The organism is Hylemonella sp. P2_B10 (assembly GCF_056404875.1).
In genome coordinates this window covers 839,860-863,466 of record NZ_JBFUDE010000001.1, presented here as the reverse complement: position 1 = coordinate 863,466, position 23,607 = coordinate 839,860, and the positions used below count along the sequence as shown (strand labels likewise).

The 23,607-nt window shown below is 65.3% G+C and carries 23 protein-coding genes and 2 tRNA genes; 9 read left to right on the top strand and 16 right to left on the bottom strand.

The window, feature by feature from the left end:
* Window positions 1-27: 27 nt before the first annotated feature.
* Both AC1DX2_RS04210 and AC1DX2_RS04205 read left to right on the top strand, forming a co-directional pair.
* On the top strand, window positions 28-1,566 hold the full coding sequence (locus tag AC1DX2_RS04210; protein ID WP_477195030.1) for a 2-isopropylmalate synthase: 1,539 nt from the start codon (window positions 28-30) through the stop codon (window positions 1,564-1,566).
* A 166-nt stretch (window positions 1,567-1,732) separates the two neighbouring features.
* On the top strand, window positions 1,733-2,779 hold the full coding sequence (locus AC1DX2_RS04205; RefSeq protein WP_477195029.1) for a serine hydrolase: 1,047 nt from the start codon (window positions 1,733-1,735) through the stop codon (window positions 2,777-2,779).
* A gap of 65 nt (window positions 2,780-2,844) precedes the next feature.
* Here AC1DX2_RS04205 and AC1DX2_RS04200 read toward each other — a convergent pair whose 3' ends face one another.
* The 3 genes from AC1DX2_RS04200 to aat form a co-directional block, all read right to left on the bottom strand.
* The gene (locus tag AC1DX2_RS04200) at window positions 2,845-3,624 is read right to left on the bottom strand and encodes an IclR family transcriptional regulator (protein WP_477195028.1); all 780 of its coding nucleotides are present in this window, start codon (window positions 3,622-3,624) and stop codon (window positions 2,845-2,847) included.
* A gap of 153 nt (window positions 3,625-3,777) precedes the next feature.
* On the bottom strand, window positions 3,778-4,512 hold the full coding sequence (locus tag AC1DX2_RS04195; RefSeq protein WP_477195027.1) for an arginyltransferase: 735 nt from the start codon (window positions 4,510-4,512) through the stop codon (window positions 3,778-3,780).
* Window positions 4,513-4,528: 16 nt separating this feature from the next.
* A complete protein-coding gene (gene aat / locus AC1DX2_RS04190; RefSeq protein WP_477195026.1) occupies window positions 4,529-5,302 on the bottom strand; it encodes a leucyl/phenylalanyl-tRNA--protein transferase in 774 nt (257 codons plus the stop codon).
* 121 nt (window positions 5,303-5,423) lie between these two features.
* Here aat and AC1DX2_RS04185 point away from each other — a divergent pair.
* Both AC1DX2_RS04185 and AC1DX2_RS04180 read left to right on the top strand, forming a co-directional pair.
* Window positions 5,424-5,500, top strand: a tRNA-Pro gene (locus AC1DX2_RS04185).
* Window positions 5,501-5,555: 55 nt separating this feature from the next.
* Window positions 5,556-5,632: transfer RNA gene (locus AC1DX2_RS04180), tRNA-Arg, on the top strand.
* 29 nt (window positions 5,633-5,661) lie between these two features.
* Here the strand turns inward: AC1DX2_RS04180 and AC1DX2_RS04175 are convergent.
* The 4 genes from AC1DX2_RS04175 to AC1DX2_RS04160 all read right to left on the bottom strand — a co-directional run bounded on the left by AC1DX2_RS04175 (window position 5,662) and on the right by AC1DX2_RS04160 (window position 8,777).
* Entirely contained in the window at window positions 5,662-6,159 is a 498-nt protein-coding gene (locus AC1DX2_RS04175) for a DoxX family protein (RefSeq protein ID WP_477195025.1), read from the bottom strand.
* A gap of 80 nt (window positions 6,160-6,239) precedes the next feature.
* Complete coding sequence (locus AC1DX2_RS04170; RefSeq protein WP_477195024.1) at window positions 6,240-7,070, bottom strand: DUF72 domain-containing protein; 831 nt, start codon at window positions 7,068-7,070, stop codon at window positions 6,240-6,242.
* Window positions 7,067-7,930 carry a YihY/virulence factor BrkB family protein gene (locus AC1DX2_RS04165; RefSeq protein WP_477195023.1) on the bottom strand — a complete coding sequence of 288 codons (864 nt, stop codon included), beginning with the start codon at window positions 7,928-7,930 and terminating at the stop codon, window positions 7,067-7,069. Before AC1DX2_RS04165 ends, AC1DX2_RS04170 begins: the two co-directional genes overlap by 4 nt.
* A 67-nt stretch (window positions 7,931-7,997) precedes the next feature.
* Window positions 7,998-8,777 carry an esterase/lipase family protein gene (locus AC1DX2_RS04160; RefSeq protein ID WP_477195022.1) on the bottom strand — a complete coding sequence of 260 codons (780 nt, stop codon included), beginning with the start codon at window positions 8,775-8,777 and terminating at the stop codon, window positions 7,998-8,000.
* 215 nt (window positions 8,778-8,992) lie between these two features.
* Here AC1DX2_RS04160 and AC1DX2_RS04155 point away from each other — a divergent pair, with 215 nt between their 5' ends.
* A complete protein-coding gene (locus tag AC1DX2_RS04155) occupies window positions 8,993-9,490 on the top strand; it encodes a hypothetical protein (protein WP_477195021.1) in 498 nt (165 codons plus the stop codon).
* Between the two features lie 45 nt (window positions 9,491-9,535).
* On the opposite strand, the gene AC1DX2_RS04150 is transcribed toward AC1DX2_RS04155, so the two are convergent.
* Entirely contained in the window at window positions 9,536-10,606 is a 1,071-nt protein-coding gene (locus AC1DX2_RS04150) for a flavodoxin family protein (RefSeq protein WP_477195020.1), read from the bottom strand.
* 131 nt (window positions 10,607-10,737) lie between these two features.
* On the opposite strand from AC1DX2_RS04150, the gene AC1DX2_RS04145 reads away from it, so the two are divergent.
* The gene (locus AC1DX2_RS04145; RefSeq protein ID WP_477195019.1) at window positions 10,738-11,466 is read left to right on the top strand and encodes a glutathione S-transferase; all 729 of its coding nucleotides are present in this window, start codon (window positions 10,738-10,740) and stop codon (window positions 11,464-11,466) included.
* A gap of 39 nt (window positions 11,467-11,505) precedes the next feature.
* Here the strand turns inward: AC1DX2_RS04145 and AC1DX2_RS04140 are convergent, their stop codons facing one another.
* The 4 genes from AC1DX2_RS04140 to AC1DX2_RS04125 all read right to left on the bottom strand — a co-directional run bounded on the left by AC1DX2_RS04140 (window position 11,506) and on the right by AC1DX2_RS04125 (window position 15,228).
* Window positions 11,506-11,964, bottom strand: a complete 459-nt coding sequence (locus tag AC1DX2_RS04140; protein ID WP_477195756.1) for a CHRD domain-containing protein — start codon at window positions 11,962-11,964, stop codon at window positions 11,506-11,508.
* A 117-nt stretch (window positions 11,965-12,081) separates the two neighbouring features.
* Window positions 12,082-12,435, bottom strand: coding sequence for a hypothetical protein (locus AC1DX2_RS04135; RefSeq protein ID WP_477195018.1), 354 nt, complete (start codon window positions 12,433-12,435; stop codon window positions 12,082-12,084).
* Between the two features lie 384 nt (window positions 12,436-12,819).
* Complete coding sequence (gene murI / locus AC1DX2_RS04130) at window positions 12,820-13,668, bottom strand: glutamate racemase (protein WP_477195017.1); 849 nt, start codon at window positions 13,666-13,668, stop codon at window positions 12,820-12,822.
* A gap of 6 nt (window positions 13,669-13,674) precedes the next feature.
* Window positions 13,675-15,228, bottom strand: a complete 1,554-nt coding sequence (locus AC1DX2_RS04125) for a fumarate hydratase (protein WP_477195016.1) — start codon at window positions 15,226-15,228, stop codon at window positions 13,675-13,677.
* 110 nt (window positions 15,229-15,338) lie between these two features.
* Between AC1DX2_RS04125 and fumC the strand changes: the two genes are divergently transcribed.
* Window positions 15,339-16,721 carry a class II fumarate hydratase gene (gene fumC / locus AC1DX2_RS04120; protein ID WP_477195015.1) on the top strand — a complete coding sequence of 461 codons (1,383 nt, stop codon included), beginning with the start codon at window positions 15,339-15,341 and terminating at the stop codon, window positions 16,719-16,721.
* Between the two features lie 237 nt (window positions 16,722-16,958).
* On the opposite strand, the gene AC1DX2_RS04115 is transcribed toward fumC, so the two are convergent.
* Window positions 16,959-17,393, bottom strand: a complete 435-nt coding sequence (locus tag AC1DX2_RS04115; protein ID WP_477195014.1) for a GFA family protein — start codon at window positions 17,391-17,393, stop codon at window positions 16,959-16,961.
* Window positions 17,394-17,661: 268 nt separating this feature from the next.
* Between AC1DX2_RS04115 and ilvD the strand changes: the two genes are divergently transcribed.
* Window positions 17,662-19,356 carry a dihydroxy-acid dehydratase gene (gene ilvD, locus AC1DX2_RS04110; protein WP_477195013.1) on the top strand — a complete coding sequence of 565 codons (1,695 nt, stop codon included), beginning with the start codon at window positions 17,662-17,664 and terminating at the stop codon, window positions 19,354-19,356.
* On the opposite strand, the gene AC1DX2_RS04105 is transcribed toward ilvD, so the two are convergent.
* Window positions 19,353-19,595 (bottom strand): TIGR04438 family Trp-rich protein, encoded by a 243-nt coding sequence (locus AC1DX2_RS04105; protein ID WP_477195012.1) that lies wholly within the window; start codon window positions 19,593-19,595, stop codon window positions 19,353-19,355. The two genes, ilvD and AC1DX2_RS04105, sit on opposite strands and share 4 nt — an antisense overlap.
* A gap of 112 nt (window positions 19,596-19,707) precedes the next feature.
* Between AC1DX2_RS04105 and AC1DX2_RS04100 the strand changes: the two genes are divergently transcribed.
* A complete protein-coding gene (locus tag AC1DX2_RS04100; protein ID WP_477195011.1) occupies window positions 19,708-20,016 on the top strand; it encodes a c-type cytochrome in 309 nt (102 codons plus the stop codon).
* A gap of 325 nt (window positions 20,017-20,341) precedes the next feature.
* Here the strand turns inward: AC1DX2_RS04100 and AC1DX2_RS04095 are convergent, their stop codons facing one another.
* Both AC1DX2_RS04095 and acs read right to left on the bottom strand, forming a co-directional pair.
* Window positions 20,342-21,025 carry an alpha/beta fold hydrolase gene (locus AC1DX2_RS04095; RefSeq protein ID WP_477195010.1) on the bottom strand — a complete coding sequence of 228 codons (684 nt, stop codon included), beginning with the start codon at window positions 21,023-21,025 and terminating at the stop codon, window positions 20,342-20,344.
* Between the two features lie 386 nt (window positions 21,026-21,411).
* The gene (acs, locus tag AC1DX2_RS04090; protein ID WP_477195009.1) at window positions 21,412-23,409 is read right to left on the bottom strand and encodes an acetate--CoA ligase; all 1,998 of its coding nucleotides are present in this window, start codon (window positions 23,407-23,409) and stop codon (window positions 21,412-21,414) included.
* Window positions 23,410-23,607 lie beyond the last annotated feature (198 nt).

The window sequence follows — 23,607 nt, the reverse complement described above, 5'->3', positions numbered from 1 at the left end:
CAGGACAAACAACAGGAACCCCGCACCATGAGCGACAAACTGATCATTTTCGACACCACCTTGCGCGACGGCGAGCAGTCGCCCGGCGCCTCCATGACGCGCGACGAAAAGCTGCGCATCGCCCGCCAGCTGGAGCGCCTGAAGGTGGACGTGATCGAGGCCGGCTTTGCCGCCAGCTCCAACGGCGACTTCGAGGCCGTGCAGGCGATTGCCCACGCCATCAAGGACGCCACGGTGTGTTCGCTGTCGCGCGCCAACGACCGCGACATCTCGCGCGCCGCCGAGGCTTTGAAGGGTGCCAACAGCTCGCGCATCCACACCTTCATCGCCACCTCGGCGCTGCACATGGAGAAAAAGCTGCGCATGACGCCAGAGCAGGTGTTCGAGCAGGCCAAACTGTCCGTGCGCTTCGCCCGCAACCTGGTGAGCGACGTGGAGTTCAGCCCCGAAGACGGTTACCGCAGCGATGTGGACTTTCTGTGCCGCGTGCTGGAAGCGGTGATCGGCGAGGGCGCCACCACGGTGAACATCCCCGACACCGTGGGCTACGCCGTCCCCGAGCTGTATGGCAACTTCATCAAGACGCTGCGCGAGCGGGTGCCCAATTCGGACAAGGCCATCTGGTCCGTGCACTGCCACAACGACCTCGGCATGGCGGTGGCCAACTCGCTGGCCGGTGTCAAGATCGGTGGCGCGCGGCAGGTGGAGTGCACCATCAACGGCCTGGGCGAACGCGCCGGCAACTGCTCGCTGGAGGAGGTGGTGATGGCGGTGAAGACCCGCAAGGACTACTTCGGCCTGGAGCTGGGCATAGACACGCAGCACATCCTGGCTGCCAGCCGCATGGTCAGCCAGACCACCGGCTTTGTGGTGCAGCCCAACAAGGCCGTGGTGGGCGCCAACGCGTTTGCCCATGCCTCGGGCATCCACCAGGACGGCGTGCTGAAGGCGCGCGACACCTACGAAATCATGCGCGCCGAGGACGTGGGCTGGACCAACAACAAGATCGTGCTGGGCAAGCTCAGCGGCCGCAACGCCTTCAAGCAGCGCCTGCAGGACCTGGGCGTGCAGATGGAGAGCGAGGCCGACATCAACTCCGCCTTCGCCCGCTTCAAGGAGCTGGCAGACCGCAAGAGCGAGATCTTTGACGAAGACATCCTGGCGCTGATCAGCGACGAAAGCGTCGCCCACGACCATGAACATTACGCTTTTGTGTCCCTGTCACAGCACAGCGAGACGGGTGAGCGGCCCCATGCCAGCGTGGTGTTCACGGTAGGCGGCAAGGAAGTGAAGGGCAGTTCGGACGGCAACGGCCCGGTAGACGCTTCCCTGAAGGCCATTGAAACGCACGCCAAAAGCGGCGCCGAGATGGTGCTCTATGCGGTGAACGCCATCAGCGGTTCCACCGAGAGCCAGGGGGAAGTCACCGTGCGGCTGCAAAACAGCGGGCGGGTCGTCAATGGCGTTGGTGCGGATCCGGACATTGTGGTGGCCTCCGCCAAGGCTTATCTGAGCGCGCTCAACAAGTTACAAAGCAAAGCTGATCGGGTGGCTGCACAAGGCTAGTTACCGCTTAGGTACTAACCCCTATTTCCTACATGTCTTTAGGAAAACCGCGCAAGTGCTTGATCCTGCGCGAATTTTTCCTTAAACTCTAGCCCATGCCTGTGTTGGTGATCCCACGCAGGCATTGTCGCATTGGGTCATGACCTGTTCGGGATAGGAAAGCACTTTGAAACACCTCTGTCATCTGCTGTGCGCATCCGCCATTGCACTCGCTGCTTTCACTCCCGCCGCCCAGGCCGCCACCCCTTCCAAACCTGCCGTTAAATCCACCAAAGCCACCAAAGCCGTTGCCAAGGCGCCGGCCAAGGCCCGGGTGTTGCGCGCTAACGTCACCTTGCGCCGCAAGGCCCCGGCAGTGCGCTATGCCGCCGTGCCGCTGAAGCCGTCCTTCGGCCAGCTGGCAGGCCTGCACGCCGAGCAGGATGCGCTGCAGCTCAAGTCCGCCGTCGCCTTTGTGGTCGATCAGGACACCAACGAGGTGCTGCTGAACAAGAATTCCCAGGCTGTGCTGCCGATCGCCTCCATCACCAAGCTGATGACCGGTGTGGTGCTGAGCGAAGCCCGCCTGCCCATGGACGAAATGGTCACCATCACCCAGGACGACGTGGACAGCGAGAAGTTCACCCGCTCTCGTCTGACGGTGGGCACCCAACTGAGCCGCGGCGAGCTGCTGCATCTGGCGCTGATGTCCAGCGAAAACCGTGCCGCCCACGCGCTGGGCCGCACCTACCCCGGCGGCCTGGCCGCATTCATCCCGGCCATGAATGCCAAGGCCCTGGTCCTGGGCATGACCGACACGCATTACGTGGAGCCCACCGGCCTGTCCAGCAAGAACCAGTCGTCCGCCAAGGACTTGGCCAAGCTGGTCAATTTCGCCTACGGCAATGAAACCCTGCGTGAACTGACCACCTCGCCCGGCTACCAGGTGGCCGTGGGCAAGCGCAACCTGCAGTTCGTCAATACCAACCGCCTGGTGCACAACCCGCAGTGGGACATCGGCCTGCAAAAGACCGGCTTCATCAACGAAGCCGGGCAGTGCCTGGTGATGCAGGCCAAAGTGGCCGGGCGCAAGCTGATCATGGTGTTCCTGGACTCGGCCGGCAAGCTCAGCCGCATCGGCGACGCAGAGCGCGTGCGCCACTGGGTGGAAAACATCCCCGCCCGTGCCGCCGCGCCGGTGGCGCGTGCCGGGTCCACTGGCAATCTCATGTAAGCCACTGCGAGCTTCAAAACAAAAAGGCCCCGAGGGGCCTTTTTGTTTGGTCGTCTGGCCAAGGTTTACTTCGGCTGATGCCCCAGCGACGCCGAGATCTCCCGCGCCGTGGTCTGCAGCTTGGGCAGCCACTCGTCTTCCAGCCGGCCGCTGGGGGCCGAGATGGACAGGCCGGCCACCAGCTTGTCCTGGTCGTCGTAGATCCCGGCGGCCATGCAGCGCACGCCCAGTTCCAGCTCCTCGTTGTCGTGCGCGTTGCCATACTGGCGCACCTTGGCCAGTTCGCGCTCCAGCACCGGCAGCTGGGTGATGCTGTTGCGGGTGTGGCCGGCCAGGCCGGTGCGGGTGGCATAGGCGCGCACACGCTGTGGGTCGTCGGCGGCGAGGAACAGCTTGCCGGTGGAGGTCAGGTGTAGCGGCGCGCGCCCGCCGATGGCGCGCACCACCTGCATGCCCGAGCGCTCGCTGTAGGCGCGCTCGATGTAGACGATCTCATCGCCCTGGCGCATGCTCAGGTTCACCGGCTGCTGAATCAGCTTGTGCAGCTCGCGCATGGGGGTGAGCGCGGCGTCGCGCACATTGAGCCGGCCCTTGACCAGGTTGCCCAGCTCCAGCAGGCGCATGCCCAGCCGGTAGACGCCGGGTTGTGGGCGGTCGACGAAGCGGCCGGTGGCCAGGTCGTTCAGGATGCGGTGGGTGGTGGAGGAATGCAGGCCGGTTTTCTCGGCGATGTCCTTCAGCGACATGGCCTCTTCGCGCGAGGCCAGCACATCCACGATGGCGAACATGCGCTCTATCACCTGCACGGTGGGCGTGGCCACCACGTCCGGATCGGCTTTCTTCACGGGGCCTCCTCCTGATGCTGAAAGCCCATTTTATGCCGTGAAATGGAAAACCACCCTGTGCGATACAGGGTAGAGGCAAAAAGCGGCCCCTGAGGGGCTGCAGCCTCTGGCTGCGGCATGTCCAGCGACGACACGACGTGCGGAGCGTGGGGGCTAACCGCTCTGCCAATCACCGTTCACCAGCACCTCGTGCGGCATGAAGCGGGCCTTGTAGGCCATCTTGCCGCTGTGCTCTATCCAATAGCCCAGGTAGACGAAGCCCAGCCCCAGTTGCCTGGCCTGGGCGATCTGCCACAGCACGCTGTAGGTGCCGTAGCTCTGGCCGGCTTCGGGCTCGTAGAAGGTGTAGACGGCGGAGATGCCGTCCTCCAGCACGTCCAGGATGGAGATCATCTTCAGCGCGCCAGCCGAGCCGTCGGGCAGCGTCTCACGGAACTCCACCAGCCGCGAGTTGACGCGGCTTTGCAGCAGGAACTGGGTGTATTGGTCGGTGCTGTCGTGGTCCATGCCGCCGCCGGCGTGGCGGCCGTTCTGGTAGCGCAGGTACAGCTGGTAGTGCTCGGGCACGAAACACAGCTTCAGCACCCGCGCCTGTAGCCCCGCATGCTGGCGCGCGGCGCGGCGCTGGCTGCGGTTGGCGACGAATTCACCGGCCAGCACGCGCAGCGGCGTGCAGGCGTTGCAGCCGTCGCAATAGGGGCGGTAGGTGAACATGCCGCTGCGCCGGAACCCCTTGTTCACCAGGTCGGAGTAAGTGGCGTTGTTGATCAGGTGGCTGGGCGTAGCCACCTGTGAGCGCGCCTGGCGGCCGGCCAGGTAGCTGCAGGGGTAGGGTGCAGTTGCATAGAACTGCAGCGTCTGTAGCGGTAGGTCCTTAAGGTGCGTCACAGGGCGTCACAGGGCTTCAGGGAGTTGCAGCCGCGCTTGGGGCGGCCAGCAGTTGGTGCCAGTATAGGGGCTCGAAACGCCACGCCGGCGCCGCCTGCAGCCGGGCCTGGGCAATGTGGGCCAGGAAGCTGTCGCGCGGCATCTCGCCCGCGCCCAGCGAGGCCAGGTGGCCGGTGTTTTGCTGGCAGTCCACCATCTGGATGCCGTGCGCGCGGCAAAAGCACACCAGCGCGGCCAGCGCGATCTTGGAGCTGTCGGTGGCCAGGCTGAACATCGATTCGCCAAACACCGCCTGCCCCAGCGCCACGCAATACAGCCCGCCCACCAAGCGGCCATCGACCCAGGTCTCCACGCTGTGGGCCAGGCCGGCGCGGTGCAGCGCGCAGTAGGCAGCCACCATCTCGGGCAGTATCCAGGTGCCGTGCTGGCCTTCGCGCGGGGCGGCGGCGCAGTGGCGTATCACCTGCTCAAAGGCGGTGTCGATGCGCACCTCGCAGCGCGGTGCGGCGTCCACAAAGCGCTGCAGCACCTTGCGCAGCGAGCGGTGCAGGCGAAATTGCGCCACCTGCAACACCATGCGCGGGTCGGGGCTCCACCACAGGATGGGCTGGTTCTTGCTGAACCACGGAAAGATGGCGCTGCTGTAGGCACGCTGCAGGCTGTCCACCGACAAATCGCCGCCGGCCGCCAGCAGCCCGGGCGCGAACGAGTCCGGCCCCAGCGTCTGCGCCAGTGGCGGAAAGGGCTGGCCGGGCTCCAGCCAGGTCAGCTGCAAGGTGTTCGGGCCCATGGCGGCAATGGTGAATGCTGTTGGTTTTCGGCGGCAGGGCCGCCTGAACCGATGATAAACAGACAGACAAGAGGCTGCTTGCCAAGTTCCGTGCGCGCCAGCCAGTACAATGCTGAGTTGTCGGAGCGTAGCGCAGCCTGGTAGCGCATCTGGTTTGGGACCAGAGGGTCGAAGGTTCGAATCCTTTCGCTCCGACCATCATTTACAAATGGCCTGGGCCACCATGCGGGTGGCGTGAGCCCTTTCTTTTCAACTGCCCGTAGCTCAGTTGGATAGAGCAACAGCCTTCTAAGCTGTGGGTCGGGGGTTCGATCCCCTCCGGGCAGGCCAGATTTCCCCCTTGGGGCATGTAGAGTGGCTCAGCGCACCTGACGCAGCGTTGCGCGGCGGGCCTGCCAGGCTTGACGCGGCGCGGGGGATGTGACGCGCCGCTCACCCAGGCTGAAGGTGCCCGGGCCCAGCAAGGCCACCGCAATGGCCGACACCAGGTAAAACGCCTGCAACTCCAAAGCCCAGCCACCTTCCTTGCTCAATTTGCCCAGGTCACCCATGTGGGCCAGACCGACAGCGAACAGCATGTTGACGGTCACGACCAGCGCCGCGCTGCGCGTCCACCAGCCGGCGATCAGCAGTATCGGCGCCAGCACTTCACCCACATACACCAGGTAAGCCGTGGCTGCGGGCAGGCCAGCCTGTGTCACCAGGTGAATGATGCCACCGGGTCCGTTTTGCAGCTTGGCAATGCCATGCAGCAGCAACAGCAAGCCCAACGTCACACGCAGCAGCAGCTTGGCCGTGTTGCAGGCCAGGGCCAGCGTGGCCGGATCGGTCGATAGTGCACTCAGCCTGATGCGCATGGCGTCCTCTCTTTCCTTTCCAGGGGTAATGTGTCAGTGTGCGTGGGGACTGCGCGCCATGTCTGTGTGGCCGCGCACGGTCACATGGCCTGGGCGACCAACTCGGGTTGCGGCGCCTGCTCGGCTGTGGTGGTGGCGCAAGGCCAGGCCCCGCGCACCGTCAGCGCATTGCGCTGCGCGGCGCCGGCTGCAGTGTTGTCGAAGATCAGCCAGCTGGTGTGACCCGCCTGTGCGCGCTCAGCCAGAGTCTGAGTTTGCTGGATCAATAGGGCGTCCGGGTATGACGAGTAGTACATGCGCGGCGAGCCATGCAGGCGCACATAGGCGGCGGCTGTGGTGGGCTCAAAGGCCGCGGCTTGCTCCTGTGGTGGGTCGGCCTGCACGCGGGTGATGCCCTGGGCCTGCAGCAGCGCGCTGGCCGGTGCTTCAAACCAGCTGGGATGGCGTGCTTCGCAAGCCAGCATGCAGGAGAAGTTGCGCTGTAACTGGGTGAAAAAATGCTCGGCCACCGCCGCGTCGAACTTGCCGCTTGGGGGCAACTGCACCAGCACGCAGCCCAGCTTGTCGCCCAAGGCCCCGGCCTGCGCGGCAAAGCGTGCCAGCGGCTCGTCGACCTGGTTCAGTCGCGCGTAATGGGTGATGGCGCGCGGCAGCTTGACCGCAAAGCGGAAGCCCTCGGGCACGCTGGCGGCCCAGCGCGCGTAGGTCTCGGGCATGTGGGGCCTGTAGAAGGAGGAATTGATTTCCACCGCGCCGAAGGTCGCCGCGTAGCGCTCCAGCTGCGTGCCCTGGCTGGGAAAGCAGGACGCCGTCTCGTTGGTCAGGGCCCAGCCGGCAGTGCCCACCAGCGCGGTACCCGGGTTGTGGGGCAGGCTGCTTGGCGCAGCCAAGGTGAAAGGCGCGGGGTTCATGCAGGTTCCATCGCGATGTCAGGTTGCGCCAGCCGCCGGCGCGAGCCGAACTGGTTGGCAAACGCCCAGGTGAACTCCGCCCCCATCAGGAAGATCTGTGCCGAGTAGTACACCCACAGCAGCAGCACCACCAGCGAGCCGGCGGCGCCGAAGCCGCTGACCACGCCGCTGCGGCCCAGGTACAGGCTGATGGCCAGCTTGCCAACGGCAAACAGCGAGGCGGTGATGATGGCGCCCACCCAGACGTCGCGCCACTGCACGGCGACGCGCGGCATCACCTTGTAGATGAAGGCGAACATCAGCGCCACCAGCGCCAGGTCTGCGGTCGCGTTGCCGAGGTTGGCCAGCAGGTACCAGTCCTGCGGCACGTCTCCCAGCCAGTGCCGGGCCGTGGCCAGGGCGGCGCTGACCAGCAGCGACACGATCATCAGGAAGCCCATGGCCAGCACCAGGCCGAACGACAGCAGGCGCGCGCGCACGATGCGAAACCACCCGGCCATGGGCGGCTGGGCGGGCACGCGCCAGATGCGGTCCAGGTCGATCTGCAATTCATTGAACACGCTGGTCGCCCCCACCAGCAGCAGCGCCACGCCCAGCAGGGTGGCCAACGCGCCCTCGGCCGGCTGGCGCACGCTGGCCAGCAACTGCTGCACGGCGGCAGCCCCTTGTGGGCCCATCAGCGCGTCCAACTGGGCCTGGATTTCGCCGCGCGCGGCATCCTGGCCAAACACCAGCCCGGCCAGCGACACCACGATCAGCAGCAGCGGCGCCAACGAAAACAGCGTGTAGTAGGCCAGCGCTGCACCCATGCTGGGCACCTGGTCGGCCAGGCTGCTGGCGACGACCTGCTTGACCAGCATCCAGGAGCTTGTCGCCGTGAGCCTCATGCCTGCCATCTGGCCTCAGTGCCTGCACACCGCGGGTCCTTCAGGCCGATGCCGCACGCAGGGCTTCACCGCCGGCGTATGGCATCCAATGCCCGGGGCGTTGCGCCAGCCGGTCGGCAATCACCCGCAGCACCGCCGGGTTCCAGCCCATGCCGGTGTGGCTGCCGCTGACTTCCACGTCTTCTACATGCTGGCCCTTGCGCGCCGGATGCCGGCAGGTTTGCCAGGCGACGATGCCATCTGTGCGGCTATAGATCGAGGTGGTCGGCATGGGCGGCGGCTGGCGCAGGCGTTCGGCCAGCGCCGGGTTGATGTCGGCTTTGCTGCCGCTGAGCAGCCGGTAGCACCAGCCCACATTGGTGTAGTCGGCCTCGGCGTTGAAGGGCGTGCCGGTGGTGATGACCTGGCGCACGCGCTCGCGGCCCAGCAGCTTGGCCACCTCGCGGGCATACAGGCCGCCCAGGCTCCAGCCGATCAGCGTGGCGCTTTGCCGTTGACCCTTCAATTGGCGCGCGATATCGCCGGCCAGTTCCTCCAGCCACTTGTCGAGCTCGCCTTGCGGGCCACGGTTCAGGCCACGCCCCCAATCAAGGGCGGTGTAGCCCAGCGTTTCGCAATGCTGCTTCAGCGGCGCGACAGCGCGCTCGCTGGAGGCCAGGCCAGGAAACAGGATCACCGGGTGGCCGTCGCCATTGCGCGCCGCCGGCCCGGGGCTGAACTTGTGGGACAGAAACTCTGCCGCTGCACGCCAGGGCTCGGAGCCCAGCAGCAACAACGACGGTCTGTGTATGGGGGGCTGGGCAATGCTAAGGGTGGACATGATGAGGTGACTCCCTGACGACTTGTTGAACTTGGCTTGCATCGTCCCAGAGCCGCTTGCCCTGTGCCATCGGCGTGCCGCGCACCGACGTGTAGGACAAAGACCCATTTGCCTTTGGCGCTGCGCACTGTGGGTCAACGCACAGATTGCGGGTGTGGGGCGAACTACTGTTGCTACCAATCGCATTGCACGCTGTGCACAACGGAGGACACACCATGAACCGCGAAGAGATACGCCATGAAGCCGGGGCCCACCGCGACCCCATCACCGACGCGCCCGGCGCACACCCTGTGGGCACGGGCATAGGCGCCGCCCTGGGCGGCGCCGCATCCGGGGCGGTGGCCGGTGCCGTGGCGGGGCCGGTGGGTGCCCTGGTGGGCGCGGCTGCTGGCGCAGTGGTGGGCGGACTGGCTGGCAAGGCTGTGGCCGAGTCAGTGGACCCCACCTACGAGCATGACTATTGGCGCGACCACTTTTTCGCCCAACCCTATGTGCCGATGGGGGCTACCTACATCGACTACGGCCCGGCCTACCGCTATGGCATCGAGGCCTACGTGCGCTTCCATGACATGGAGTTCGACACCATCGAAGTGGCCCTGGAGGGCGGTTGGCCTGCCGCGCGCGGCACTTCGAGGCTCGAATGGGCAGCGGCCCGGCAAGCCGCGCGCGACGCCTGGGACCGCTTGCACAACCGCACACGGGTGCGGCATTGAGCCGCCGGCCACCTGAGGCCTTGGCACCAAGCCGCTGTGGTGCCGTCACTTCGGGCGCGGGCGCTTCAGCACGGGCTCAGCGGGCTTCAGTCGGCCGGCGCGCAATTCACCCACCGAGTAGGCGATGGCACGCGCCACATTGCGCGCCTCCTCTTGCAGCGGCAGGTCTTCATCCAGCGTCTGGTGGCTGGTGGCATAGGGCTCGAAGTAGCCGGTATAGCGGTCAAGCTCGGCCTTTGAGCCGGCACTGACCAGGCCCATCCAGGTCAGCCAATCCGACAGTGCCCGCCGGGCGTCGTCAATGCCGGCCACGTCGCCGTGCACGATCAGGCCAAACAGCCGGCCCGCCAGGTGCTGCGGGTAGTTCCAGCCCTTGAGCTCAAGTGCCTTGGCTTGCGCTGCTTTCTTGCCGTGGGTGGCTGTGGGGTCGGGGTTGCCGCCATCGGCACACACCAGCCGGTCCACCATCAGCTTCAGCACGCTGGGGCTCTGGTACCAATGCACGGGGGTGACGATGAGCACCGCGTGCGCGGCCGTCCAGCGCTCGTAGATCTCGGCCATCCAGTCGTTGACCTGGTTCAAGGAATGGTTGGGGTAGCAGCTGCACGGCCAGTGGCACAGCGGCATGGCGGTGGACACGCAGCCTTTGCAGGGGTGGATGTTGCGGCCGTAGTCCGACGTCATCAGGCTCAGGTCCAGCACATCGGTTTGCAGTTGCGCCTGCTCCAGCACCTCGCGTGCCCAGCCCAGCAGGCGGTGGCTCTTGGACATCTCGCCCGGGCAGGTGCCGTCGTTGCGCGGCGAGCCGCACACCAGCAGCACACGCGCCGGCGTGGCGGGGTCGGCCCAGCGCGCCTGCGCCTGCGCGATGCGCTCGCGCGTGGCCAGCCACTCGACCGACAGCTGATAGGTTGGGTCGGCAAAGCCAGGGCCGGCGGCCCGCGTCTGCGGCGCCTTGCGGCCATCCTGGTAGGCGGCCCAGGCGATGTCTTCCAGGCGGACGATGGCGGTGTCTTCCGTGCGGTACGCCGGGTCGCTGAAAGCGACGCGAAAGCGGCCGCCAAATTCGGCCCGCGTGAGGGTGGGAGGCGCCTGGCCTGTTCGAACGTCCGTCATGAAAGGGTCCTGATGTGGAAGATGGCGTGTGAGCCCACTGTAGGGACGGTGGCGCCAGGCCTCTGCGCTGTAGCGCACAGATCGCCGGAGATTGGCTTGCTCATACTTGCTACCCAAGAAGGAACGCTGCGATGAGCTATCAGCTTCACTACTGGCCCACCATCCAAGGGCGCGGTGAATTCGTCCGCCTGGCGCTGGAGACCGCCCAGGCGCCGTACGTCGACGTGGCCCGTGGCGGCAAGCGTGAAGGCGGTGGCGCCGAAAAACTGCAGCAGTTGCTGGACGACCCGGCACTGACGCGCCCACCATTCGCCTGCCCGGTGCTGGTGGACGGCAGCCATGTGGTGGCGCAAACGGCGCTGATCCTGCACTACCTGGGCCCAAAGCTGAAGCTGGTGGGCCGCAGCGAAGCCGACCGCCTGTGGGCGCACCAGATCCAGCTCACCATCGCCGATGCGGTGATGGAGGCCCACAACACCCACCACCCAGTGGGGGTGGCCAAGACCTACCAGGCCCAGAAGGCCCCGGCCGCGCTGGCCGCCAAGGAGTTCCGCACCCAGCGCATTGCGAAGTTCCTGGGATGGCTGGAGTCCATCCTGTCGCGCAACCCCACCGGGCCGCGCCACTTGGTGGGCGCGCGGCTGAGTTATGTCGACCTGTCGGCCTTCCAGCTGGTGGATGGGCTGCTGTATGCCTTTCCCAATGCCACGCGCAAGGCGCTGCACGGCACGCCCCACCTGCTGGCACTGCACATGGCCGTGGCCCTGCTGCCGCCGCTGCGCGCCTACCTGGACAGCGCGCGGCGCATCCCCTTCAACGAAGAGGGCATCTTCCGCCACTACCCGGAGCTGGATGACTGACCCGCACCGGCCCGGGTATTCTGCGAAGCCTCCGTGCCGTTACATCTGGGCGATCACCTGGCCGCGGATCTCACCACCTGGGTTGGCGGCAGTGTGGACGTTGAAATACCAGCGGCCCGCCAGCAGGTCTGCCGCTTGCTGCGGGGTCAGCACAGCACTGCCTGTGATCGGGCTGGCCAGCTTGTCATTGGGAATGGGCACGGTAGGCCCGGCATTCATTCCAGGGCCGGCCGGGCCATGGAAGTGCGCCGCCGTGACCGGGCCGCTCAGGCCGTCGTAACGAATGCTCCAGTTCAGCGTGCTGGTGGCTTTGTTGAAGCTGGCCGACAGGTTGCCGGTGGCGGGGCTGGGGTTGGCCGGTACCTCGCTGCCACTCCACAGGCGGGCCGCAAACTGGGTGCCGTTGTACCCAGCAGTGGGCTGGGAACCGCAGGCCGCCAGGGCCAGGCTGGCGGCGAGCATGCCGCCCCATACCGTCGCTCGCACAATACGTGTCATCATCATGGACGCCTCCTTGTTGTTGAAGGCCCCATGCTGCGCGCGGTTGCCCGGCTTGACTGTGCGCTGGCCTACATTCCAGCGCAACCAGTCAGTGGGGTGGAGGGCGCAGACCGCTCAATCCCAGCGGAAGCCTTTGTCCAGCATGTAGACGTTCTTGACGTTCTTGCACCAGTCCAGCTTGAAGTCCTGGTTGCCCCAATTCACCCAGCTGACGCGGAAAGGCACCTCGCAATCGCCCTCGTCACTCTTCCAGTCCATGCTGGCCGACTCGCCCGGCTTCAGCAGCCGGCCGTTGGAAAACCAGTTTTTGCTCCAGACGCCGTTCTGGAAGGTGTAGAAGCCGTTGATGTCATAGCCCGTGGCGTTGTTGTGCAGCTTGAAGGCATAGGCGCCGGCAAAAGACCGGGTGGCGATGCCCGCCAGCGTGGCGCCCAGCAGCGTGCGGCGCGTCAGGTGATGAATGTGCATGGAATACCCCCTTGTCATGTGAATCTTGGTGTTGATTGGCGTAGCGTGGGGTGAGGGCGCTTGTTCGGCGCGGCGAGCCTCGTCCCCGCGCCATTGTTGCGCTTGTGCGCTCCCTAGGCAACGCACACGCGCAACAAACTACATTCTTTTTTAATATGAGAATATTAATATATTGAACATTGATCAATATTTGTATTGGCGCTCTTTGTGTTGATTTTTGTGCGTTATTTTTGTTGCGCGTGTGAATTACCTAGGGCGCGCACGCGCGCAACAGTTGTCGCCGTCACGCCAGGGGCTCACCATGTTGCGCTTCGGGCAGCGCCCGCAAAGCCCAGTCGATGCTGGCACGCGGGCCGCTACCAGCGGTAAAACGCGTTACCGGGATCAGCCCGCTTGAGCGGGGATGGCCAGCGACGTCACCGGGGGCTGTCCAGCCGCATCGTCCAGGCCCAGCCAGCGATGCACCGCAGCCGCCAGCACACCGGCCTGGCCGGTGGTGAAGAACTGCAGGCTGCCCGGTCCCGCAGTCGCCAGCAGAGCGCGCTGCGCCAGCACCCGGTGCGCCTGCCGAGCCACCGGGGCGCCGCTTTCCAGCCAGTGCACGCCGGCGCCTGCCAGGGGCTGCAACATGTCCAGGGCAAAGGGGTAGTGGGTGCAGCCCAGCACCACGGTGTCGATCTGGCTGGCCTGTGTGCCGGTGTCACCCAGCGCGCGCATATGCTGGGCGCACAGTTGGGCGGTGCGCGCCCCGTCACCACGCTCCAGTGCATCGGCTAGGCCGTCGCAGGGCTGGCAGTGGAAGCTGGCCTGGTCGGCCAGGCTGGCCAGCAGCGCCTGGAACTTGGCGCTGGCCAGTGTGCCGCGCGTGGCCAGCACGCCCACCTGCTTGGTGGTGCTGAGGGCGGCGGCGGGCTTCACCGCTGGCTCCACACCCACGATGGGCAGGTCAGGGTGGCTGGCGCGCAAGGCCTGCACGGCCGCCGCCGTGGCGGTGTTGCAGGCAATCACCAGTGCCTTGATGTGGTGCTGGCCCAGCAGCCATTGCGTGATGGCCTCGGCGCGCGCCAGCACGTGGGCGCTGTCGCGTTCGCCATAGGGGGCGTGGCCACTGTCGGCCACGTAGACAAAGTGCTCGTGCGGCAGCTCGGCCTGCAGCGCGCGCAGCACGCTCAGGCCGCCTATGCCGCTGTCGAAGACGCCAATCGGGCCTTGGCTGGTCGGGTCAGCAGGCACGCCGACTCAAGACGCTGCGACAGCAATGCCCTTGAACTCGCCGGTGGCGATGCGCTTTTGCCACTCGGCCGGGCCGGTGATGTGGGCACTGGTGCCGCCAGCGTCCACCGCCACGGTCACTGGCATGTCCACGACGTCGAATTCGTAGATGGCTTCCATCCCCAGGTCGGCAAAGCCCACCACCTTGGCGGTCTTGATGGCCTTGGACACCAGGTAGGCGGCGCCGCCCACCGCCATCAGGTAGGCGCTCTTGTGGTTCTTGATGGCTTCGATCGCGGTGGGGCCGCGCTCGGCCTTGCCAATCATCGCGATCAGCCCGGTCTGGCTCAGCATCATGTCGGTGAACTTGTCCATGCGGGTGGCGGTGGTGGGGCCGGCCGGGCCTACGGCCTCGTCGCGCACCGGGTCCACCGGGCCCACGTAGTAGATCACCCGATTCGTGAAGTCCACCGGCAGCTTCTCGCCCTTGGCCAGCATGTCCTGGATGCGCTTGTGCGCGGCGTCGCGGCCGGTCAGCATCTTGCCGTTCAGCAGCAGCGTGTCGCCGGGCTTCCAGCTGGCCACTTCGGCTTTGGTCAGCGTGTCCAGGTTGACCTTTTTGCTCTTCACATAGTCCGGCGTCCAGTTGACGTTGGGCCACAGGTCCAGGCTGGGCGGGTCCAGGTACACGGGGCCGCTGCCGTCCATCACAAAATGGGCGTGGCGGGTGGCCGCGCAATTGGGGATCATCGCCACCGGCTTGCTGGCCGCGTGCGTGGGGTGCATCTTGATCTTGATGTCCAGCACCGTGGTCAGGCCGCCCAGGCCTTGCGCGCCAATGCCCAGCGCGTTGACCTTCTCCATCAGCTCCAGGCGCATCTCTTCCACCTTGGTCAGCTTGTCGCCCTTGGCGGCCTTGGCCTGCAGCTCGTACATGTCCAGGTCGTCCATCAGGCTTTCCTTGGCCATCAGCACGGCCTTCTCGGCGGTGCCGCCTATGCCTATGCCCAGCATGCCGGGCGGGCACCAGCCGGCGCCCATGGTGGGCACGGTCTTCAGCACCCAGTCGACCACCGAGTCGCTGGGGTTGAGCATGATCATCTTGCTCTTGTTCTCGCTGCCGCCGCCCTTGGCGGCCACGGTCACTTCCACCGTGTTGCCGGGCACGATCTCGGTGAAGATCACGGCCGGGGTGTTGTCTTTCGTGTTCTTGCGCTCGAACTGCGGGTCGGCCACCACGCTGGCGCGCAGCGTGTTGTCGGGGTGGTTGTAGCCACGGCGCACGCCCTCGTTCACCGCGTCTTCGAGACTACCGGTGAAGCCTTCCCAGCGGATGTCCATGCCCACCTTCAGGAACACGTTGACGATGCCGGTGTCCTGGCAGATCGGGCGCTGGCYGGTGGCGCTCATCTTGCTGTTGGTCAGGATCTGGGCAATGGCGTCCTTGGCGGCCGGGCTCTGCTCGCGCTCATAGGCGCGCGCCAGGTGGGCGATGTAGTCGGCGGGGTGGTAGTAGCTGATGTACTGCAGCGCGGCGGCCACGGATTCGATCAGGTCGTTTTGGCGGATGGCGGTGGTCATGATGGGGGTAGGGCTGTGAAGGCTTGTCGGTATGTGCGGCGGCATTTCTGGTACGGTTGCCGCAGACCGCTATTTTGACAGGTCGCCCCAACCCTGGCTGACAACCCACCATGAACACCCGCACCGAAAAAGACACCTTCGGACCGATCGAAGTCCCGGCCGACCACCTGTGGGGGGCGCAGACGCAGCGCTCGTTGCAAAACTTCGACATCTCCGGCGAACGCCAGCCCAAAGAGCTGATACGCGCGCTGGTGCAGGTCAAGCGCGCCTCGGCCGTGGTCAACCAGGCGCTGGGCCTGCAAGACGCCAAAAAGACCGCCGCCATCGTCGCCGCCGCCGACGAGGTGTTGGCCGGCCAGCACGCGGACGAGTTCCCGCTGGTGGTGTGGCAGACCGGCTCGGGCACGCAGACCAACATGAACGTCAACGAGGTGCTGGCCAACCGCGCCAGCGAGCTGCTGGGTGGCCCGCGCGGCGAAGGGCGTTTGGTGCACCCCAACGATGACGTCAACCGCAGCCAGAGCAGCAACGACGTCTTCCCCACCGCCATGCACGTGGCGGCGGTGGTGGCCATCACACAGCGCCTGCTGCCGGCCATCAGCAAACTGCGCACCACGCTGGATGGCAAGGCGCAGGACTTTGCCGGCATCGTCAAGATCGGCCGCACCCACTTGCAGGACGCCACGCCGTTGACCCTGGGGCAGGAGTTCTCCGGCTACGTGGCCCAGCTGGCGCATGGCGAGGCGCATGTGGTGGCCGCGCTGCCGCATCTGTGCGAGCTGGCGCTGGGCGGCACGGCGGTGGGCACTGGCCTGAACGCACCCAAGGGCTATGCCGAGGCTGTGGCCGCCGAACTGGCCCGGCTGACGCACCTGCCCTTCGTCACCGCCCCCAGCAAGTTCGAAGCCATGGCCAGCGCCGACGGTCTGGTGCATGCCCACGGCGCGCTGAAAACCCTGGCCGCCAGCATGATGAAGATAGCCAACGACGTGCGTTGGTTGGCCAGCGGCCCGCGCAGCGGCCTGGGCGAGCTGAGCATCCCCGAGAACGAGCCCGGCTCCAGCATCATGCCCGGCAAGGTGAACCCGACGCAGAGCGAGGCCGTCACCATGCTGTGCTGCCAGGTGTTTGGCAATGACGTGGCGATCAATATGGGCGGCGCCAGCGGCAATTTCGAGCTGAATGTGTTCCGCCCGATGATCGCCCACAACTTCTTGCAGAGCGTGCGCCTGCTGGCCGACGGCATGGTCAGCTTCAACGACCACTGCGCGGTGGGCATAGAGCCCAACCGCGAACGCATTGACGAGCTGGTGAACCGATCGTTGATGCTGGTGACCGCCCTGAACACCCACATTGGCTACGACAAGTCGGCGCAGATTGCGAAGAAGGCGCACAAGGAGGGGACTTCATTGCGCGAGGCGGCGCTGGCAACCGGCTTTGTGACCGGTGAGCAGTTTGACAAGTGGGTGGTGGCTGGGGATATGGTGGGGTGAGGCCTGTTCCGTTCGGCTGAGCCTGGCCTGTCCTGAGCTTGTCGAAGGGTCGAAGCCCAGAGTTCGGGATTTGTTGCGCGTGTGCATGCACTAGGCAACGCACACGCGCACGCATCTACCTTGACCTGGCGCGCTGCTCCTTGGTGTGCGGTAGAAGAAGTTGCACAGTTGCGCGCCCTAGGCAACGCAACTGCGCAACTCCTGGGGTCGGCGTTGATTCGCATGCCGTTCCCGGAATCACCCGATTGGCGGCGGCTGCCCTTCCGACACCGGCAATTCCGCGTTGATACATGCCCAACTCGGCGCGCTTTCTGTCCAGATCGTCATCGCCGGCCGCGCCAGTTCCGGGTCGTCAAAGCTGCCTACGCGCACAAACACCAGGTGCGGCCGGGCCTCGGCCTCGCTGAACAGCTGCGTACCGCAAGTGGGGCAAAAGCGCCGGTGCATGCGGTTGCCGCTGTCAGCCGTCTTGACGTAATCCTGCATCGCTCCGGTGACGGTGAAGCCGTCGGTGAGAAAGCAGGCATTGACCGTGCCATTTCCTGCCGCGAAATACTGGCAGTCGCGACACCAACAGATGCGGGTGATGACGGGCGGCTGCTCGCTGCGCCAGCGCACGGCGCCGCACAGGCAGCCGCCAGTGACAGGGTTAGGGGCCGTGGTGTCAGTCATGCACGCTCCGAAGGAGTATGTTCGCCATGGTAGCCGCTCAGTGGTATGCCAATACGACTTGCAGGATCAGGTCGATGCGGCATTCGGCGCAGCGGCATCAAGGAGGAGGGCCGCAGGCCCGGGGGACAGCCGCGGAGCCGAGTGCCGTGGCGGCCTGATCTCGCCAACCCCGGTGGCCTGCGTTCAGCAGCATTGCCAAGGCGACAGCAACCCCAGAAGAAGCAATTTACACTGGAGGGTCTAGCCAACCTGATGCGTACACAAGCCCATGGACACCAAACCCGTCATCCTGAACCCCCGCAGCAAGAACATCACCGAGGGCAAGTCGCGCGCGCCCAACCGCTCCATGTACTACGCCATGGGCTACCAACAGGGCGATTTCGTCAAGCCCATGATCGGCGTGGCCAATGGGCACAGCACCATCACGCCCTGCAACTCGGGCCTGCAGAAGCTGGCCGATGCGGCCATTGCCGGCATCGAAGAGGCGGGTGGCAACGCCCAGGTGTTTGGCACGCCCACCATTTCAGACGGCATGGCCATGGGCACCGAGGGCATGAAGTACTCGCTGGTCAGCCGTGAGGTGATTGCCGACTGCATCGAGACCTGCGTGCAGGGCCAGTGGATGGACGGCGTGGTGGTGGTCGGCGGCTGCGACAAGAACATGCCTGGCGGCATGATGGGCATGCTGCGCGCCAACGTGCCGGCCATCTATGTGTATGGCGGCACCATCCTGCCCGGCCGCTACCAGGGCAAGGACCTGAACATCGTCAGCGTGTTTGAAGCCGTGGGCGAAAACGCCGCCGGCCGCCTGAGCGACACCGACCTGCTGGAGATCGAGCGCCGCGCCATCCCCGGCACCGGCTCATGCGGCGGCATGTACACCGCCAACACCATGTCGTCGGCCTTCGAGGCGCTGGGCCTGTCGCTGCCGTACTCCAGCACCATGGCCAATCCGCACGACGAGAAGATGAACTCGGCCAAGGAATCCGCCAAGGTGCTGGTGGAAGCCATCAAGAAGGATCTGAAGCCGCGCGACATCGTGACGCGCAAGGCGCTGGAAAACGCCGTCGCCGTCATCATGGCCACCGGCGGCTCCACCAATGCAGTGCTGCACTTCCTGGCCATCGCGCATGCGGCCGATGTGGAATGGACCATTGACGACTTCGAGCGCGTGCGCCAGAAGACGCCGGTGCTGTGCGACCTGAAGCCCTCGGGCAAGTACCTGGCGGTGGACTTGCACAAGGCGGGTGGCATTCCGCAGGTGATGAAGACGCTGCTGGCCGCCGGCCTGCTGCATGGCGACTGCATCACCATCACCGGCCAGACCATCGCCGAGGTGCTGAAGGACATTCCCGATGTGCCGCCAGCCGACCAGGACGTGATCCGTCCCATCAGCAACCCCATGTACAAGCAGGGCCACTTGGCCATCCTGAAGGGCAACCTGTCGCCCGAGGGCTGCGTGGCCAAGATCACTGGCCTGAAGAACCCGGTGATGACCGGTCCGGCGCGCGTGTTTGACGACGAGCAGTCGGCGCTGGCCGCCATCCTGGCCGGCAAGATCGTGGCCGGTGACGTGATGGTGCTGCGCTACCTGGGCCCCAAGGGCGGCCCTGGCATGCCCGAGATGCTGGCCCCCACCGGCGCGCTGATTGGCGCCGGCCTGGGCGAAAGCGTGGGCCTGATCACCGACGGCCGCTTCTCCGGCGGCACCTGGGGCATGGTGGTGGGCCACGTGGCGCCCGAAGCCGCCGTGGGCGGCACCATCGCCTTTGTGCACGAGGGCGACAGCATCACCATCGATTCACGCCAGCTGGTGCTGCAATTGAATGTGCCCGATGAAGAAATCGCCAAGCGCCGCGCTGCCTGGACGGCGCCCGAGCCGCGTTACCGCCGGGGGGTGCAGGCGAAATTTGCGTTCAACGCCTCCACGGCCAGCAAGGGGGCGGTGCTGGACAGCTTTTAGCGTTTTCGCTTGCGGTTGGTGCCGATCGCGTCCTTGTTCTTGTCGATGCGCACCTGGCGGCGCGCATCCTCGCGCTCCATGGCCTTGCGCTTGGTGTAGCCGGTGGCGTCCGCCCACCACCACCACAGCACCGCCAGCCCCCAGGGAATGGCGATGACGTACCAGGGCCAGCTGGCCACCGGACCAATCTCCAGGTACCACATGGCCAGCAAAATGATGCCAATGCCCAAAAAATACATGATGTTTCTCTCCTGGCAGCCTGCGCCCCGGTATTGACCTGTAACAGCGGCCCGTCAACCGGGATCACTACAATAGCGTTAAAGCACTGTAACCCAACCGAAGAGGAAAAAGATGAAACGTATCGCGTTGACCCTGTTGGCCGGCTTGGCCCTGTCGGCCCCTGTGTTCGCCGACGAACTGGCCCTGGCAACCTCGAAGAATTGCATGGCATGCCACGCGGTGGACAAGAAGCTGGTAGGCCCGGCCTACAAGGAAGTGGCCGCCAAGTACAAGGGCGACAAGACCGCCGTCGACAAGCTGGCCACCAAGATCATCAAGGGCGGCTCCGGTGTCTGGGGCCAGGTGCCCATGCCCCCGAACGCCCAGGTCAACGATGCCGAGGCCAAGAAGCTGGCGGGCTGGATTTTGTCGATCAAGTGAATGGCGCCGTTCAGGCGGCCCACATGAAAAAAGCCCGCATCAGCGGGCTTTTTATATTCTGGCTGGCGCCGAACGTGACCGGTTGGCAGGCACGCCGGGCGTCCGCATTGGTTCTCCGGGGAGCCGCGCGGTGTTAAGCCCTTCTCACACAGCCTTGGCTGGCCTCAACACTGCTCTTGGTTGGGGTAACTGTTCGTGGGCACGAATGTCCCCTGCGCCCCAATGCGGCCACCCGGCGCGCCGGCGAGGCTTGGTTTGCCGGGGCTCGGAATACCTTTTTGAAAAGTTGCGCAGTTGCGTTCCCTAGGCAACGCAACTGCGCAACTTATTTGGAAATGAACAAGCAGATTCGCTCGCTTGCCTCCCGAGGGTTTGATTGCAACAAGAAATGGGGACCCTCAATTTCCGCAACCCTTGTCGCCGGTTGGAGTGCACAAATCGCTTTGCAGGAACTTGCCGGGACCAGCACATCAGCTGTAGCTCTCAAGTAGAGAATCGGTTGCGTAACCCGCTTCAGGTCTGCTTCAAAATCGGCATTGGCTACGGCAGCCAGTCTGGCTCGAAAAGCATTCGGACTTAGCTCTTTGACCGAGCTGGCGATCAACTGGAACAGTTCAAAACTGAAATATTTGCCCAGTAGCACGACAAAGGCCGGCATAGATGCCAGCAAGGCGCGTGGGAGCAATGCTGAGAGCGGCGTCAGTTTCAACAACTGAGGACGAGGACTTTTGGCGAAAGTGCAGCAAAGTACCAACCCGACCAGTCCTGGCGGTGATTCTGCGGCGAGGGCAATGGCTATGGGGCCGGAGAATGATTCGCCAAGCAGCACATAGTCGCCGGTTTTCGGTAGTTCTGCCCTGACACGAGTGATCAACGATGGGTAGTCCTCTGTCGAGTCTTTCGGATAGGTCACAACTTGCGTCTTGACTCGCTCGCCGAATGCCTCGATCAGAGGGCCAAAAAGCCGGCCTGTTCCATCCATTCCGGGCAGCAATATCAAGGTGGGCATGGAAGGCTAAAGTGCTTGGGCGGGGTTGGTCGAATGCCGTTCAACACAAATGTATCCAGATCAACGTACTGACTCACAGTTGCGCGGTTGCGTTGCCTAGAGTGTGCAACTGCGCAACGAGGTGAAAGGGGGTTCGAAGCCCACGCAAACCCAGCCCCGCAGGCGTGTCGGGTGGCTGCATTGGGGCGCAGGGGACATCGTGCCCACGAGCAGCTATCCAGCCAGAAGCGGTGTTGAGGCCAGCCAAGCCTGTGCGAGAAGGGCCTGCCACCGCGCGGCTCCCCGGAGAACCAATGCGGACGCCCGGCATGCTCGCCAACCGGGTGCGTGTGGCGCCAGCTGAACCCTAGGGCGGGTCTTCGACAGGCTCAGCTCGAACGGAAGTGTCAGTAAGCCTGCCCCAGTTGCGACAGAATTGCCGGGTTCTCCAGCGTCGACGTGTCCTGCGTAATCGTCTCGCCCTTGGCAATCGAGCGCAGCAGCCGGCGCATGATCTTGCCCGAGCGCGTCTTGGGCAGGTTCTCGCCGAAGCGGATGTCCTTGGGCTTGGCAATGGGCCCGATTTCTTTGGCCACCCAGTCGCGCAGTTCCTTGGCCAGTTGCTTGGCCTCGTCCCCCTGCGGCAGCGGGCGCTTCAGCACCACGAAGGCGCAGATGGCCTCGCCGGTCAAATCGTCCGGGCGGCCCACCACGGCGGCTTCGGCCACCAGGTCGGTCTTGGACACCAGGGCGGATTCGATCTCCATCGTGCCCATGCGGTGGCCCGACACGTTCAGCACGTCGTCGATGCGGCCGGTGATGCGGAAGTAGCCGCGGTCGGCACTGCGCACCGCGCCGTCGCCGGCCAGGTAGATGGTGCCGCCCATTTCCTCGGGGAAATAGCTCTTCTTGAAGCGCTCAGGGTCATTCCAGATGGTGCGGATCATCGACGGCCAGGGCCGCTTGATCACCAGCATGCCGCCGGCGCCATTGGGGATGTCCTTGCCGGTCTCGTCCACGATGGCGGCCATGATGCCGGGCAGCGGCAGCGTGCAGCTGCCGGGCACCAGCGGCGTGGCGCCGGGCAGCGGGGTGATGACGTGGCCGCCAGTCTCGGTCTGCCAGAAGGTGTCCACGATGGGGCAGCGCTCGCCGCCCACGTGCTTGTGGTACCACATCCAGGCCTCGGGGTTGATGGGTTCGCCCACCGAGCCCAGGATGCGCAGGCTGGTCAGGTCGGAGCGGGCCGGGTGCACCTTCTCGTCGCCCTCGGCCGCCTTGATCAGCGAACGGATGGCGGTGGGCGCGGTGTAGAACACCGTGCACTTGTGCCGCTCGATCATCTGCCAGAAGCGCCCGGCGTTCGGGTAGGTGGGCACGCCCTCGAAGATGATCTGCGTCGCCCCGGCCGCCAGCGGGCCATAGGCCACGTAGGTGTGGCCGGTGATCCAGCCGATGTCGGCGGTGCACCAGAAGATGTCGTCGGTGCGGATGTCAAACGTCCAGTCCATCGTCAGCTTGGCCCACAGCAGGTAGCCGCCGGTGCTGTGCTGCACGCCCTTGGGCTTGCCGGTGGAGCCCGAGGTGTAGAGGATGAACAGCGGGTGCTCGGCACCCACGGGCACCGGCGCGCAGTCCGTGCTCTGGCCGGCCAGCGCTTCGGCAAAGGTCTTGTCGCGCCCGGCCACCATGTTGCAGGCGGTGGCGGTGCGCTGGTAGACAAACACCGTCTTGATGCACTCGCAGCCGCCCATCGCCAGGCCTTCGTCCACGATGGCCTTCAGCGGCAACTCCTTGCCGCCGCGCATCTGGTAGTTGGCGGTGACCACGGCCACCGCGCCGGCGTCGATGATGCGCTCTTGCAAGGCCTTGGCAGAAAAGCCGCCGAACACCACGCTGTGCGTGGCGCCAATGCGGGCGCAGGCCTGCATGGCGATGACGCCCTCCAGCGTCATGGGCATGTAGATCAGCACGCGGTCGCCCTTGGCGATGCCGGCGGCCTTCAGCGCGTTGGCGAACTGGCTCACGCGGCCCAGCAGCTCTTTGTAGGTGGTTTTGGTGACCGTGCCGTCGTCGGCCTCGAAGATCACCGCCGTCTTGTTCTCCACCGGCGTGCCGATGTGCTTGTCCAGGCAGTTGGCCGAGGCGTTCAACTCGCCGTCGTCAAACCATTTGTAAAACGGGGCGTTGGACTCGTCCAGCGTGCGGGTGAAGGGCTTGGTCCATTGCACGTTGTCGCGCGCCAGCTTGGCCCAGAAGCCTTCGAAGTCTTTGTCGGCTGCCGCGCACAGCGCGTTGTAGCCGTCCATGCCGGACACCCGGGCCGCCTTCACGATGGCCTCGCTGGGCGGGAAAACGCGGTTTTCCACCAGCACGGACTCGATGGTGGACGAAGCTGCACTCATGAAAAAGTCTCCTCGGGTTATTCTGCAAAATCGGCCAGACTGTGACGCCGGGCACTTACGTGCCACTGACTGGCGGCAAACTTACAACCACCCATCGCTGACCCCCAACAACCAAATTGTGCGCCAAAGCCCCTGGCCTGTGCTTGCGCTGGCGCAAAGCCTGTGCGTCGGCCCCTACAATGGCCGCGATTCCCTCTC